15 protein-coding genes and 1 tRNA gene are annotated in these 15240 nt (G+C 40.8%); 7 read left to right on the plus strand and 9 right to left on the minus strand.

All coding sequences use genetic code 11. The annotated features are described in order from the left end of the window. The first annotated feature begins 1535 nt into the window (after positions 1–1535). The 6 genes from ACOVQQ_RS02095 to ACOVQQ_RS02120 all read left to right on the plus strand — a co-directional run bounded on the left by ACOVQQ_RS02095 (position 1536) and on the right by ACOVQQ_RS02120 (position 5313). A complete protein-coding gene (locus tag ACOVQQ_RS02095) occupies positions 1536–1868 on the plus strand; it encodes an ArsR/SmtB family transcription factor (protein ID WP_421816725.1) in 333 nt (110 codons plus the stop codon). 15 nt (positions 1869–1883) lie between these two features. Next, a complete protein-coding gene (locus ACOVQQ_RS02100) occupies positions 1884–2351 on the plus strand; it encodes a DUF6428 family protein (protein WP_421816726.1) in 468 nt (155 codons plus the stop codon). A gap of 10 nt (positions 2352–2361) precedes the next feature. Continuing rightward, a complete protein-coding gene (locus ACOVQQ_RS02105) occupies positions 2362–2781 on the plus strand; it encodes an arsenate reductase ArsC (RefSeq protein ID WP_421816727.1) in 420 nt (139 codons plus the stop codon). Beyond that, a complete protein-coding gene (gene arsB, locus ACOVQQ_RS02110) occupies positions 2768–3844 on the plus strand; it encodes an ACR3 family arsenite efflux transporter (protein WP_421816728.1) in 1077 nt (358 codons plus the stop codon). The genes ACOVQQ_RS02105 and arsB overlap by 14 nt, the downstream gene beginning before the upstream one ends. 166 nt (positions 3845–4010) lie before the next feature. Further along, positions 4011–4466 carry a hypothetical protein gene (locus ACOVQQ_RS02115; RefSeq protein WP_421816729.1) on the plus strand — a complete coding sequence of 152 codons (456 nt, stop codon included), beginning with the start codon at positions 4011–4013 and terminating at the stop codon, positions 4464–4466. 46 nt (positions 4467–4512) lie between these two features. Further along, positions 4513–5313 carry a carboxypeptidase-like regulatory domain-containing protein gene (locus tag ACOVQQ_RS02120; protein ID WP_421816730.1) on the plus strand — a complete coding sequence of 267 codons (801 nt, stop codon included), beginning with the start codon at positions 4513–4515 and terminating at the stop codon, positions 5311–5313. Between the two features lie 250 nt (positions 5314–5563). Here ACOVQQ_RS02120 and ACOVQQ_RS02125 read toward each other — a convergent pair. Continuing rightward, positions 5564–5637: transfer RNA gene (locus ACOVQQ_RS02125), tRNA-Ala, on the minus strand. A gap of 57 nt (positions 5638–5694) precedes the next feature. Between ACOVQQ_RS02125 and ACOVQQ_RS02130 the strand changes: the two genes are divergently transcribed. Further along, on the plus strand, positions 5695–6456 hold the full coding sequence (locus tag ACOVQQ_RS02130; RefSeq protein WP_421816731.1) for an enoyl-CoA hydratase/isomerase family protein: 762 nt from the start codon (positions 5695–5697) through the stop codon (positions 6454–6456). Positions 6457–6540: 84 nt separating this feature from the next. Here ACOVQQ_RS02130 and ACOVQQ_RS02135 read toward each other — a convergent pair whose 3' ends face one another. From ACOVQQ_RS02135 to ACOVQQ_RS02170, 8 genes are all read right to left on the minus strand, one after another. Then, positions 6541–6717: a hypothetical protein gene (locus ACOVQQ_RS02135; protein ID WP_298148217.1), complete on the minus strand. Its 177-nt coding sequence runs from the start codon at positions 6715–6717 to the stop codon at positions 6541–6543. 64 nt (positions 6718–6781) lie between these two features. After that, positions 6782–7300 carry a ferritin gene (locus ACOVQQ_RS02140; RefSeq protein WP_298148215.1) on the minus strand — a complete coding sequence of 173 codons (519 nt, stop codon included), beginning with the start codon at positions 7298–7300 and terminating at the stop codon, positions 6782–6784. A gap of 42 nt (positions 7301–7342) precedes the next feature. Next, the gene (locus tag ACOVQQ_RS02145; protein WP_421816732.1) at positions 7343–8695 is read right to left on the minus strand and encodes a hypothetical protein; all 1353 of its coding nucleotides are present in this window, start codon (positions 8693–8695) and stop codon (positions 7343–7345) included. Beyond that, positions 8692–9321, minus strand: a complete 630-nt coding sequence (locus tag ACOVQQ_RS02150) for a CatA-like O-acetyltransferase (RefSeq protein WP_421816733.1) — start codon at positions 9319–9321, stop codon at positions 8692–8694. Before ACOVQQ_RS02150 ends, ACOVQQ_RS02145 begins: the two co-directional genes overlap by 4 nt. Then, the gene (locus tag ACOVQQ_RS02155; RefSeq protein WP_421816734.1) at positions 9305–10018 is read right to left on the minus strand and encodes an HAD family hydrolase; all 714 of its coding nucleotides are present in this window, start codon (positions 10016–10018) and stop codon (positions 9305–9307) included. Before ACOVQQ_RS02155 ends, ACOVQQ_RS02150 begins: the two co-directional genes overlap by 17 nt. Before the next feature lie 2 nt (positions 10019–10020). Beyond that, entirely contained in the window at positions 10021–12066 is a 2046-nt protein-coding gene (gene metG, locus ACOVQQ_RS02160; RefSeq protein ID WP_421816735.1) for a methionine--tRNA ligase, read from the minus strand. Between the two features lie 228 nt (positions 12067–12294). After that, positions 12295–13593 (minus strand): OmpA family protein, encoded by a 1299-nt coding sequence (locus tag ACOVQQ_RS02165; RefSeq protein WP_421816736.1) that lies wholly within the window; start codon positions 13591–13593, stop codon positions 12295–12297. A gap of 273 nt (positions 13594–13866) precedes the next feature. Then, positions 13867–15240 (minus strand): GNAT family N-acyltransferase (locus ACOVQQ_RS02170; RefSeq protein WP_421816737.1); only part of this gene is annotated, 1374 nt, incomplete at its 5' end.

A 15240-nucleotide genomic window follows, 5' to 3' on the forward strand; every position in this document is an offset into this window, starting at 1 on the left:
AAGTAAATTAGGTTACTTGCTTGGTATTTGCGAAATTCGTAGCATGGGGCAATGCTGGCTGGCGCGAGTGAAGTAAAGCTAAATTCGATATGCGATTTTAGGTAAGCTGTATGAAAAATCTAGGTTGAGGCGAGGCCAAACTTTGGATAGTACAAATTTCGCCAATCAAAAGCAAACTACCATACAACTACTTCATTTTGAGACAAATTATAGCAAAGTAAATTAGGTTACTTGCTTGGTATTTGCGAAATTCGTAGCATGGGGCAATACGGGCTGGCGCGGGCGGGTCGGAAACTGATGTCTGATTGACAAATGGATTTATGATTCTTGCGTTAGATCATTGTGAAATTAATAGTTCGCGACAGCCCAGACTTTGAATGGTACAAAATTCGCCAATCAAAAGCAAACGGCCATACAACTACTTCATTTTGAGATAATTTATAGCAAAGTAAATTAGGTTACTTACTTGGTATTTGCGAAATTCGTAGCATGGGGCAATACGGGCCGGCGCGGGCGAGCCAGAACTAAAATCTGAGAAATTACCTTAGCTGCGCTTTTTTAGCGAAACTACATTGAATTATTTGGGGCGCGCCACCTCAGACTTTAGATAGTACAAAACTCGCAAATCAAAAGCAAACGGCCACACAACCACCTCATTTTGAGATAATTTATAGCAAACCAAATTAGGTTACTTGCTTGGTATTTGCGAAATTCGTAGCATGGGGCAATACGGGCTGGCGCGGGATGTTTGAGCTCGGATTGCAAATCCGCGCCATCGGGTGATTGAGGAATCTGGCAAGAGGTTTTTAATACCACCTAAACTAATAAGATATGGATTTTTTTATTGAAATAATTCCCTTTTTTCTGCTGTTAATAATAATGAACAGGGCTACACATTATTGGTGCTCAAAATATGAAAAAGAGCGTGATACAATATTCATTTCAGAACATTATAGGAAGATCCGGCATGCATCCTATCTGATGAGTAAAATTGGGTACATATTTACTATATTTTTATTTGTTACAATTGTGTTAATTGGTGTTTTAAAAACAATTGTAAACTAAAGATAGTCGATAACATATCCTGCGAAATGAGTTATTCTGAGTCACTTTGTTCCGAGACAGTCTCCCCGATAGCACAGATTTACTTCCTCTCTTCACCAAAAGCCTCGGATGTAATCCGTGCTGAAAGTGTTGGCTTTTCCGACCGTTTATAATCAAAGACGTTCGCCTAGCCCCGACTGCAGCGGCAGCCCGGAGTACAAAAAGGCTGTGTGATTTGGGTTAAAAACGGCGACCATAGAAGCCGGTTGTAGCCCCATGAACACGCCTTTTTTTACGAGGACTACAGCGAAAGGCGGGAATAGCTGCTTAAAACAAGTTCCATTAGCTTGTAAAATCTCAAATCTTTCAATCTTTCAATCTCAAAATCTTTCAATCTCAAAATCTCGAAATCTTTCAATCTCAAAAATTTAACACCCCCGAAACAATACTTTAAAAAGTATATCGTAATATTGCGATATATAAATATAACGATGGGAATTACCAAAGCAGCTTATTTCACAGACGCGCAAAACGAACTAGCCGATATCGCAAAAGCACTCGGAAACCCCGCTAGAATTGCCATTCTAGACCATCTTGCCAAAGTTAATAGCTGCATTTGTGGCGAACTTGTTACCGAACTACCCCTGGCTCAAGCCACCATTTCACAACATCTGAAAGAACTTAAAAACGCCAAACTCATTAAAGGCAACATCGACGGAAATGCCGTTTGCTACTGCATAAATCACGAGGTTTTCAACAAATTTAAGGCCTACCTAAACATCCTTTCTAACGCAAACGACAACTCAACCACCTGCTGTCCGTAATTAAAAATTGTTGCTATGACTATTCAAAATTTCAAAGAAATCTTAACTCATTTACCCGAACTCGGTTTTAAAACCCCAAACGGTAACGCCATTCCCGAGCACTTTCACATCACAGAACTCGGCATAATTACAAAACATTTTATCGACTGCGGCGGAACGGTTCGCACCGAATCGCACGCCAACTTTCAACTTTGGGTTGCAAACGATACCGAGCACCGACTCACACCCGAAAAACTACTACAAATTATTAACCACTCGGAGAAACATTTCGCACTTGATGCGCTCGACATTGAGGTAGAGTACCAAGGTGAAACAATCGGGAAATACGGCATCGATTTCACCGGAAGCGCGTTTACCCTCATTCCGAAACAAACCAACTGCTTAGCGCTCGACAACTGCGGAATTCCGAAACAAAAGCGCGCTTTAAACACGATAACAGCCAACGAACCGTGTTGCACGCCAGACGGCAACTGTTGTATTTAACTATTTTACCATGAAAAAAATCCTAGTTCTTTGTACGGGAAACAGCTGTAGGAGTCAGATTGCTCACGGCTATTTAAATCATTTTGCTAACGGAACCGCCGAAGTTTACAGCGCAGGTGTTGAAACGCACGGCGTAAATCCGAAAGCCATTGCCATAATGGCCGAGGACGGTATAGATATTTCGCAACATACCTCGAATCACATCGACGAATACGCACAAATTGATTTTGACTTGGTTATTACCGTTTGCGACAGCGCCAAGGAACGTTGTCCGTTTTTCCCGTCGCGTGCACAGAAATTTCACCACAACTTCCCCGATCCAGCGAAAGCTACAGGCACCGAAGAAGAAATCATGCAGGAATTTCGCAGCGTTCGCGATCAGATAAAAGACTACTGTCGGAATTTTGTTACCACACATGTCAGCCACTAATTGCACTCCCGCGGCAGCACGTAAGCGTTTAAGCTTCTTGGATCGCTATCTAACTCTTTGGATTTTCCTGGCAATGCTTATTGGTGTTTTGCTCGGAAAGTTTGCGCCAGAAATCCCGCAACTCGTCGAATCGTATAGTGTGGGAACTACAAACATTCCGTTGGCAATCGGTCTGATTTTAATGATGTATCCGCCGCTGGCCAAGGTTGAATACGTGAAAATGAAAAGCGTTTTCAGCAATGTTAAGGTGCTGAGTATTTCGCTATTTCTGAACTGGATCGTTGGTCCTCTATTGATGTTTACACTCGCCTACTTTTTTTTACAGGACGAACCCGAATACATGACAGGACTGATACTTATTGGTTTAGCGCGTTGTATTGCGATGGTTGTAGTTTGGAATGATTTGGCAGAAGGAAATCGGGAGTACGGCGCCGGACTAATTGCCTTAAACAGTTTGTTCCAAATATTTACGTACAGCTTTTACGCATACTTTTTCTTAACCATTTTTCCGAGTTGGCTCGAACTGCCCACTGTTTCTGTGAATATCTCGGTTGCCGAAATTGCCGAAAGTATTGGTGTTTATTTAGGAATTCCGTTTGTGCTTGGTGTTGTTTCGCAAAAAGTGCTGCAAAAAGTTAAAGGTCGCGACTGGTTTTTTGGAAAATTCATTCCGGCAGTTTCTCCAATCACGTTAATTGCTTTACTTTTTACCATTGTTTTAATGTTTAGCCTTAAAGGCGAAACGATAGTTGCTATTCCGTTTGATGTACTGAAAATTGCCGTTCCGTTAGTTGTATACTTCGCACTGATGTTCTTTCTGAGCTTTATTGTTGGTTTGCTCATGAAAGTCGATTATTCGCGCAATACAGCTATAGCCTTTACCGCAACGGGAAATAATTTTGAATTAGCGATAGCAGTAGCGGTGGCTGTTTTTGGCATCGGAAGTAAACAAGCGTTTGCCGGCGTTATTGGTCCGCTGGTTGAAGTACCCGCCTTAATTGCATTGGTTAACGTGGCGTTTTTCTTTAGGAAGAAATATTACTCGAAGGAAATTACTGCTTGAGAATACTATCACGAGCATCAAATTTGAAATTTCGATACTCTGATGCAAAGTCGGCATGCATTGATGTCACATACAATCTTAGATTTTGCATAGAATTCACGATTTTTAATTCGTTCATTTCAAATGAGCGGCTAATTGTGTATTTTCGAAAATTAAAACATACAACATGCGAAAGTACTTTTACATATTCCTTTTTGGTGTCGCTTTTACTTCATGTAAGAAAGAATTGCAACCGCAAGAGAGCTCACCGTCAACTGATACAACAAAAGTAGCTACGGCAGCTCCGGGCACTGTTACGCCTGTGCCCGTAGGAACACCCGTTACAGGAGTTCAACCTGCGGCAGTTCAGTCAACTTCCGCACAGCCACAGCAAATTGTAGTTAACCAACCGGTTGCAAAAACTCCAAAAGGAATGAATCCACCACACGGACAGCCGGGACATCGTTGCGACTTGCCGGTCGGCGCACCGCTCAACAGCAAACCAAAGCCAACACCAACAACAGTAACTCAAATGGCTCCACAGCAATCGGTTGTTGTTCCACAGCCCGTTGCGGCACCGCAACCAGCATCAACACCAACGGAAACTCCTGCTGCAACTCCTGAGAAAAAAGAAGGTGAATAGATACAAGTGGTATTTGAATATTATCGGGCTCATCGGGTGTTTTCTGATGAGCCTTAGTTTTTATGGACAGCGCGTATCGGGCAGCGTTTTCGATGAAAAAGACAATTCGGCTCTTTCTTATGTAAACATTGGTATTCCTGGAAAAAACATCGGAACCGTATCTAACAACCAAGGTAGCTTTTCGATTGATATTACCCAAGCTAACGACACAGATATACTTGTGTTTTCAACGATTGGATATAAAAGTAAATCTGTTCATGTTGCAAACCTTCGCACAGACAGCAAAACCCTAGAAAATGTAAGTTTAGAACGCGAAATTTATGAACTAAATGAAGTAGTCGTAAAACCCGGAGCGTTTCGAACGGTTAATTTGGGTCGGAGTTTCGGCCGCACTCGACTCAGCGCTGGCTTTGCGAACAATAAACTCGGCAATGAATTGGCTATGGAGTTTAATGCCGGAAAAACCGCATTTTTTCCAGAGCGTTTTGAAGCAGTTATAAGCACCAACACGTACGGAAAAATTAAGCTACGTGTTAATGTTTACGAAGCTGCCAACGGTATTCCTGCTAAAAACATCCTTTCGGAGAACATCTTTGTAGAAACCGAAATCAAAAAAGGGATTTTAAGTGTGGATTTAACTCAATACGATTTACGAGTAACCGGAACATTTTTTATTAGTCTTGAAATCATTGAAGATATGGGCGAAGGTCGGTTGCATTTTGTTGCAGATTACAAAGGAAAACCCATTTTAACCCGAGCTGTTAGCCAAGGAAACTGGCGCTCACAAGACGATGTTTCACTCAACTTCGCTGTTATTGGGAAACAAGAAGTTGGAAAGAGTAAATAACGCGAGTTCGACATAAAAATCTTTATTAGAATGCTTGAATTGAGGCATTTAAATAGTTTGCGGAAATTTTTGCTAAGCTATTTTTCAAGCAAACCATTTAAACATTCGCTTACCGCGTTGTATTTTTTCAGATACCTCGGTATACCAAAGAAAATACGCCTTGTAATCAACTATTTAAATGATTTCTAACTTTAATTTTTACATCGAACTCACTTTAAATAAAAAAACCACTCGTTGCTGAGTGGTTTAGTGGAGAATACCGGATTCGAACCGGTCACCTCTTGCCTGCCAGGCAAGCGCTCTAGCCAAATGAGCTAATCCCCCAATTGGTTGGCAAATATAACAGAATTTGTCTGAACTTTACAACCTGAATGTTTTTGTATGACTATAGACACTGCTTTTGTAAAAACGGATATCGCTAGCCGCATAGCTACGATTACCTTCTACCACCCACAAGGAAATTCATTTCCAAGCACACAGCTTGCCGATCTAACGCAAGCGCTCAACGAACTTTCAAACCGATCCGACATTGCTGTTATTGTACTACAAAGTCATGGAAACTCGGCGTTTTGTGGCGGCGCTTCGTTCGACGAGCTTCTTCAAGTACACGATGAAAACACGGGAAAAGTGTTTTTTAGCGGTTTTGCCAATGTAATAAACGCCATGCGCAAATGTAAGCACCCCATTGTAGGTCGCGCGCAAGGTAAGGCCGTTGGCGGCGGAGTGGGTTTACTCGCTGCTTGCGATTACGTTTTTGCCAGCGAAAGAGCTTCCATTAAGCTTTCTGAATTGGCAATTGGTATTGGTCCGTTTGTAATTGAACCTGCAGTTTCCCGAAAAATAGGTTTAAACGGCTTTAGCGCCATGACTCTGCAGCCTAATCGGTGGTTCGATGCACCATGGGCCTTGCATGCTGGCTTGTTTCAAGCAATATATGCCGACAACAATGAGCTAGATTTGGCAGTACAAGAATTTGCTTCAAGCTTATCGAATTACAGCCCCGAAGCCCTACAAGATATAAAAAGAGTGCTTTGGCAAAATACCGAACATTGGGATACGCTGTTGTACGAGCGCGCTGCGATTTCGGGTCGTTTGGTTTTGTCGGAGTTTACGAAGAAGAAACTCGGGGAATTGAAAGCATAGTTTTTGAAGTTTGTAGATTTCAAAACGTGTGTTCAGCTTTAGCCGCCGGAACGCCCCAAAAAAAATCTGCCTTGAAAGACAGATTTAAGCTATTTTCTTCAATAAATCGAACATCGGACAACGTTTGCAACGCTTGTCTTTACCCTTTTTGTATTTCTCGCAACAAGAAGCTTTGCAATTCGAGGCAATTTTTAATTTCTTAACCAGCTCTTTTTGCTTCTTCTTTTTGTCGGTTTTCTTTTCCGCTTCCTTCTTGCTCATCTGCAAACATTTGAGCAAAAATAAAACTTATTTTAATACATTCTAAATAAATTTAAGCCAAGAATTAATTTGCACCAGGCAGAATTTGGCTTGTTACGGTAATTTGCTGGATGTCGCGATCAAACAAGTACAACCCGCCTTTATCATCTCCGATCAAGTTAATTTTATCGAGTATGGTTTTAGCTTGTGCTTCTTCTTCAATTTGTTCGGCAACGTACCATTGTAAGAAGTTATGCGTTGCGTAATCTTTTTCGCTGAGGGTGATGTGCACCAGTTCGTTAATAGATTGCGATACGAAAAGTTCGTGCTTGTACAATTCGCTAAAAAGCTGTTGAAAGGTATTGAAGGTGGTTTTTGGGGCATTGAGCTCGGTAATATGCGCGTGCCCACCGCGTTCGTTTACAAATTTGATGAGTTTTAACATGTGCACGCGCTCCTCATCTGACTGCGTATACATAAAGCGTGCAACACCTTCTAAACCTTGAATTTCGGCCCAGCAAGCCATCGACAAATAAATTTGTGAGCTTTCGGCCTCGATACGGATTTGGTTATTGAGTGCCTGTTCAACCGATTTTGATAACATAGTAAAATTTTTTTAGTAAAGTTAGCAAGAATACTTCTTTGCTTAATCGCGATCTAGAAATTTAGACACATTCAACGTTTGATCTTCCGGTACATATGCAGCTTGAATGTAGGCATTCTTAAATTTGGTAATTGCGTTAACTTCTACTTTTTTATCTTCGTTAAATTGTAAGATTTCATCTATCGCCGGAACACAACGTCGGTACTTTTTGGGTTGTAGAAAAGCATCGGTTGCCAGTTCGGTGTAATATAGTATACTATTTTCGTACAGGTCGTCGTCTGGATCGTAATCGGCTACAGCAGCAACGGCATATAGAAGAAAGCCACCTGCAGAAACAGCGCTATCCAGAGCGCCTACTGTAATTAATTTTCCGTTTTCCGATTCATATACGCTTAAACCCATTTTAGGTTGTGAAAATCGCTTTAAAAAGCGCTTCGTTTGAAGTTCAGGTCGCGGCACTCCGCCGTTTCGCTGTTCGTAAAATTGAAAGTCGGATGTTTTTGCCTCTGTTTTTGCACCAACTTGCCAGCGTTTTACAATCTTTTTCGATTGAAGATCGGTTACAATTACAACTAAACTGTCTTTGTTGGTTGAAATTTCAAAAAGCTCCTTTTTCCCTAAAAATGACGCATAATTTTCGGGATTATGGACGTTGGAATTAAAGACCGTACTTTTCGAACTATTCGATCTAAAATCAATTTCTTGTAGTGTTGTATTGCCTTTTCTTGCACGCAGAAAAATTGCTTTCCCGTTTTTAAAGAAACACTTATCGGCACTCAAGGTTTCTAAAACTGGAGTGTAGTTATCGTTGATTTCGGCAAACTCTTGCTTTCTTAGAAAGTCTGCAAAAAGTTCAGTACCGTTAAAATTATCAAACAGCTTGGTGTCAACGGGTTTTTTTACGAGTACAGTACCTTGCAAACTGTAAGCAAAACAAGTCTTGGTATTTTTGTTCACTGTTAGAAAATGACGCTGATTCCCGTCTTGAAATTGTGTGGTACACACTTCATCAGTTGCAAAAATTACCTGTGAATCCATGACATAAGAATCGAAACTTGGATTTGTTCTTAAAGTTATTAAGCGGTTTTGCGATTCGTCAATAAAATGAATGAATACGCTATCGGGTTTAAATGTCATTTGAATGTTTTTTTGCAAACTTTCATTGACGTTGTAGGTAACCGAATCGCGAAGAAACAAAGCCCCATTGTATCGCAGAACTTTCAAATTTCCAGGTTTGTATGCCAAAACGTACATATTTCGCTCATCGCCGTCTGAAAACAAGGCCATTTTCGCGTTATCCGTGCGTTTTTTCCAATTGACTTTAATAGCGTCTATTTGTTGCGCTGAAGTGGAAGTAACTCCAAGTAAGAGGAATAATCGTAGAAAAAATTTCATAGTTCATTTAGATTTTTCTGAAATGCAACAAAAAAATGTTCAACATCACGGCCGTCGGCGAGTGCATGATGAACGTGAACAGCAATGGGCATCGCAATTTTATTGTCTGTCTTCTCAAATTTACCAAACGTAATCTTCGGACAACTATCTGAAATGCTAAATTTTCGGGCGTGCGATAGCGCCGTAAAGTGCAAGTTTGGAAACGTTGAAATATGTATCAAATTTGCTTCGTCAAACGTGCGAGTGAACAAACCGGAAGTGTTTTGTACGCGAACGATTTCCTGCTTTGCAGCGGCTGTAAATGTTAAAAAATCGGAATTAAATGGGATATAACTAAATCCAAACGTGCCATCAGGTCGCAAAATAGTTGCCGATGCGTGGCTATAGGGATATCGATATACTTCGGAATCTTCGATGCGCAGGTTCAGCGCCGGAACTTCAGAAACCGCTTTCAAACAGCAATACAAATAGGTACAAAACAAACTCTGATTTTGTTCTTTCGCGAAAAGAAGCGCATTCTGAATATCAACTACAGCGGTGACACCAAAAAATGGCTCTTCAAACGTTTTAAAAAAGTGAAAGTGCGCTTTACGATTCCAATTTTCGAGATTAATTTGTTGTTTCATCGCTGAATAAGGCGGTTACTTCATGGATATTCTCGCAGGTAGTAAAACGTTCGTGAACCACTTGGTGGTCGATTTTCTCGTGCGCCCACGTAGTATGAAACGGAATATGTACGGCATATCCGCCAACTTCGAGTACAGGAAGTACATCTGATTTTAACGAATTTCCGATCATCAGAAAATCATCTGCACTAATTTCGAGACGATTTAATAGTTTTCTGTAATCGCTCACTTGTTTGTCAGACATGACCTCTATATGGTGGAAATAATGTCCAAGACCGCTCTTATGTAATTTCCGATGCTGGTCTAATAAATCGCCTTTAGTTGCGACAACAAGTTTGTATCTGCCCGAAAATGCCTTTAAAACGTCGGGGACTCCGTCGAGTATTTCGATAGGTTTTTCGATTAATTCTTTACCAAGAGCAAGTATACGCGCGGTGACTTCATTGCTGATTGTGTTGTTGGAAATCAACAAAGCGGCTTCGATCATCGACAAGATATAGCCTTTTATTCCGTATCCGTAATATTTTAAATTGTCGATTTCTGTTTTGAAAAGTTCGGCAGAAAGCTGATGACGCGATAAATACGGCGCCATGAGTTCGCAGAAATGTGTTTCCACTTCTTGAAAATACGGCTCATTGACCCACAGGGTGTCGTCGGCATCAAAAGCTATGACCTTAATGTTGCTTGGGATTTTCATATTTAAGAAATAGTACTGCCGTTAGGGACAGCGTTTTCAGGAACCATAAAATGTAATTTTCCTTCCGTATCGGAGGTAAGCAAAAGCATTCCTTGGCTTTCTACGCCGCGAATGGCTCTTGGAGCTAAGTTGGCTAACACCATAACTTGTTTTCCAACTATAGTTTCTGGTTCGAAATGTTCTGCAATTCCAGACACGATTGTTCTTACATCTAAGCCTGTATCTACTTGTAAGACAAGTAGTTTTTTTGCTTTTGGCATTTTTTCAGCGGCTAAGATGGTCCCTACTCTAAGGTCCATTTCTGAGAATTTTTCGAAAGTAGTTTCGGGTTTTAGTTCAGCTACTTCTGCAGCAGCGGCATCCGAAACTTTGCTGGCAGCCAATTTTTCCATTTGTTTTTCGATTTGTGCATCGTCTATTTGCTCGAACAAAATCGTCGCTGCATTGATTTGGTGACCGGGCTCTAACATCACTTCGCTCTTCAAGAAATTCCAATCTTTCTGACCGAGTTGCAGCATGTCATTTAATTTTTGTGCAGCATGCGGCAAGAACGGCTCAGCTAGAACGGCAAGCGCACTGGCCACTTGTAGAGCCACAAATAGCTGCGTTTTGACACGCTCTGGGTCTGTTTTTATGACTTTCCACGGTTCTTGGTCGGCGAGATATTTGTTTCCTAATCGCGCTACATTCATCATTTCTTGCGAGGCCTCGCGAAACCTGTAGCGTTCAATTGTGCTGGCAATTACATCCGGATATGCTTTCAGTTCCTGCAAGACCGCGAGATCTTCGGTTGTAAAAGCGTTTGGCGTTGGAACTAGCCCGTTGTAGTATTTATGGGTTAATACCACGACACGATTTATGAAATTGCCAAAAATAGCTGCCAGTTCGTTATTATTTCGCGCTTGAAAATCCTTCCAAGTAAAGTCGTTATCTTTCGTTTCTGGAGCCGCAGCGGTAAGTGCGTAACGCAACGAGTCTTGCTTTCCCTGAAAATCTTCCAAATATTCATGCAACCATACAGCCCAGTTCTTCGAGGTAGATAGCTTCTGACCTTCTAAATTCAAAAACTCATTTGCAGGTACGTTATCGGGTAAAATATAGCTTCCTTCTGCCTTGAGCATGGCTGGAAATATAACGCAGTGGAAAACAATGTTATCCTTTCCGATGAAATGAACCAACTTCGTATCTTGATCTTTCCAATACGGTTCCCAATTTTTGCCGTTTAGTTGTGCCCATTCTTTGGTTGCCGAAATGTAACCGATAGGTGCATCAAACCAAACGTATAATTTTTTTCCAGTCGCTCCTTCAACCGGAACGTCTATTCCCCAATCTAGATCTCGTGTAACGGCTCTTGGTTTTAGTCCGTCGTCAATCCATGATTTCACCTGACCGAGTACGTTGGTTTTCCAATCTTTGGCATGCCCCTTTAAGATCCATTCCTTAAGAAAATCGCTGTATTCGTTCAAAGGCAAAAACCAGTGTTTCGTTTGCTTGAGTACAGGCGTAGCACCGCTAATCGTCGATTTTGGGTTTATTAAATCGGTCGGACTTAGTGTAGAACCACATTTTTCACATTGGTCGCCATACGCTTCTTCATTTCCGCATTTCGGACAGGTTCCGATTACGAAACGATCTGCTAAAAACTGATTTGCTTCAGGATCGAACAACTGTTCGGTTGTCTCTTCTTCAAACTTTCCTGCCTCGTACAATTTCTTAAAAAAGTCGGATGCCGTTTGGTGGTGAATATTTGCCGATGTTCGGGAATAATGATCGAATGAAATACCAAAATCTTCGAAAGATTTCTTGATGATGTGGTGATATTTATCGATTACTTGCTGCGGTGTGGTGCCTTCTTTTCGAGCTTTCATAGAGATGGCAACACCGTGTTCGTCGCTTCCGCAGATATAAACGACGTCTTTATTCTGTAAGCGCAAGAAGCGTGCGTAGATATCTGCAGGAACATAAACTCCTGCTAAATGGCCAATATGAATGGGGCCGTTAGTATAGGGAAGTGCCGCTGTAATGGTATATCTGGCTGGATGTTGCATGGGATGTAAATTGGAATGCAAAAATAAGCTAATAGCAGTATTTAACGTGAGTCTGAGAAAAAATCTTTAGCTGTTCCTTTGATTTTGGGGAGCTTTCCAGATTCGAGGGCAAAACTTTTTAAATACATCAAAAAACTAGGACTATTAAACCTACATATTTCCAGAAGCTGTGAAATAAAAAAGCCGGACTGCTTTAAACAATCCGGCTTTTATGTATTTTTTTAAGTCCTATTTCACGCGGAAAGTAACTCTGCGAACTAGTTTACGAGCTCCTTCAGAAGATTTGTCTACCGACTTATCTTCACCAGCAGGAACAACTGTCAATCTAGCTGGGTCAATTTTAGCTTTTACAAGAACATCTTTAACTGCGTTAGCACGCGCTGCAGAAAGTTTGTTGTTGTATTCTGTATTTCCGATTTCATCCGCATGACCAGTGATTTCGATTTGTGCTGTAGGATTATTTCTTAAGTAAGTTAATACAAAATCAATACCTTCAGTAGATTCGTTAGTTGGAACCGATTTGTTGTAAGGGAAGTACACGCACATGTAACCGCCGTTGAGTAAAGAACGAATCATCTCGTTGTTTGTCATGCTGTTGTTAGTGATAGCGCTGCTTTTTACGTTTTCGCCGTATGTTTTAGACATGTAGCTTTCCAATTCATCTGGAACTCCGTTGCCATTTTTATCAATAGCACGTCCTTTAGTATCTACAGCAACTCCTGTTGTTGAGTTTGGTTCAGCGTCTAAATAATCTGGCACGCCATCTTTATCAGCATCGCTCAACATAGTTTCTAAATCGCCAATTCTCTTTTGTAATTCTGCGACTTCGTCTTTTGTTTTATCGCCTTCGTAGTACCAATCTGCATGTGTATCATTGCTACCTAAGTAGAAAGTAAGACCAATTGATCCAGAGAAAATACCACCTCCGAAACCGCGGAATTTATTGTCTTGCGCTTCTGCGCTACTAGTGCCATCAAAGGTTCTGTTTTGCCCAACACCTGTTAGGCTGGTAAAATCTCCTGTTAATGCAACTCGGTTAGATAGTTTAAGTTGTGCGGTAAGACCTACGATGAAGTGACCCATACGATCAGTGTATGATTGGTCGTCTGACTTCATTTGCGAATAACCACCACCAAGGTGCGCTAAGATTCCAATTCTTTTAGTAAATTCAGGGAAACCAAATATTTTTCCAACATTGGCTACACCTTGAACAGACGTTCTATAGTAATGTGTATCGAACTCAATTAAACTTGCGTCGTTGTTTGAAAAGGTGTAATAACCTATATCCCATTTCAAACCAAAATTGCTTGATAACATATATCGTACCCCCAAATCAGCGTTCCAAGGGCTTGGAGTAGCTGCGTAAGCTCCTGGTGTAAATGGGTTTGAAGGTTTATTTACGCCTCCCGCAAATTCAATAGACCAACGATTAAAACTGCTCCCCTCAGCTTTATCTTCCTTACCTTCTTGCGCAAATCCCGAAGAAACTGCTGCAATAAGCGCTATGGTTAGTAGATTTTTTTTCATAAAAAGTTTAAGTTTTAAATTTCTCCACAAACATACAACAAATTAATTCACTTGAAAATTTATTTTATGTAATCAAAAGACTTGTTTGGCTAAAATTTATCGTAGTTTTCTCAATAATTTAACACTTTAAGGGCTTAAAAATCGCGTTTTCGATAAAAATTTAAAGAAGTACGCTTGTTTCTACCTGAAATATTAGAAGTCCTAATAAACAGTCAATTACGAATTTTATTTTAAAAAATAGGCGATTTGCCCTTTTTAGCGGTAGACTACCCGTTAGTAATTGCCTTTCTCGTGAAGTTTTCGTTCTAACTCCGCTTGAAATTCTTCAATAACAGGACGCATAGTGCTCTCGGGAATGTCGGCTATGCGAATGTACATCAATCCGTCGATCGCATTATTAAATTGTGGATCCACATTAAACGCCACAACTTTCGCATTTTGCTTAATGTACTTCTTGATCAAAACCGGTAAACGTAAATTACCCGGCTCTAACTCATCGATGATTTTATCAAACTTATTTAAGTCCGACTCTGCTTCATCGAAAATAAAATCTTTATCCGCATCCTTAAGCTTAACCTTATATTCTTTTTTCGCGCGAACGTACTGCGCCACATACGGATCGTAGTAATTCGATTTCATGAACTCGATCATTAACGACTTCGAAAAACTCGAAAACTGATTGCTGATGCTCACACCACCAATCAAATAATTGTGCTCCGGATAATGCAAGGTGGTATGTATAATTCCTTTCCAAAGCAAAAACAATGGCATCGGTTTCTGCTGGTACTCTTTAACAATAAACGCACGTCCCATCTCTATCGACTTTCCGAGCATTTCGTTTAATTCAGATTCAAACCGGAACAGTTCGTGCAAATAAAAACCTTCAAATCCGTACTTGGGAAAAATCTCCGAACCCAAACCCATGCGATATGCGCCAGCAATTTGCTGTGTATCGGCATCCCACAAAAACATGTGGTAATAATACGTATCGTACTTATCTAAATCCGTTGATTGATTTGTCCCTTCACCAACTTCACGAAACGTAATCTCGCGCAAACGCCCAATTTCATGTAACAAATTCGGAATCTTGTCAGCTTTCGTGAAAAAAACTTCGTAATTCTTGCTTTGCAGATAACGGCAGTTGGTTTGCCGCAGCATTTCTACTTCAGCAGCCATTTTCTCACTGCTAGCCGCATTTGTAATTTGCTTGGGTTTTGGCGCTATCTTTAATTGTGCTGGCGCAATTCCGCTGTTTTCTTTTTCAAACGGATTTGCCAACATATACGTCTTCTTACGTAAAAATTCGGAGTATTCTTCTAACGATTTGTACTCATTTTGCTCAGCAACCGAAATGGGCTTTCCAATACGAACCTTAATCACACGATCTTTCTGCGAAAACAATTCAGAAGGTAGTTTCGCCGTTCGCAATGTATCACCTAACTTGGATAACATATAGAAAAACCGGCTGTTCTTCGCATGGAAATAAATTGGAACTACCGGAACTTGTGCCTTTCGGATTACCTTAATTGCACCTTCTTCCCAGGCTTTATCTACCATTAACTTACCGTCTCTGTACGTCGATACTTCTCCAGCTGGGAACATGCCCAAAGGTTTGCCATCGCTTAAATGACGAAGCGTTTCCTTCAA

Origin of the sequence: Flavobacterium sp., assembly GCF_049240005.1 — a bacterium.
Lineage (GTDB): Bacteria > Bacteroidota > Bacteroidia > Flavobacteriales > Flavobacteriaceae > Flavobacterium.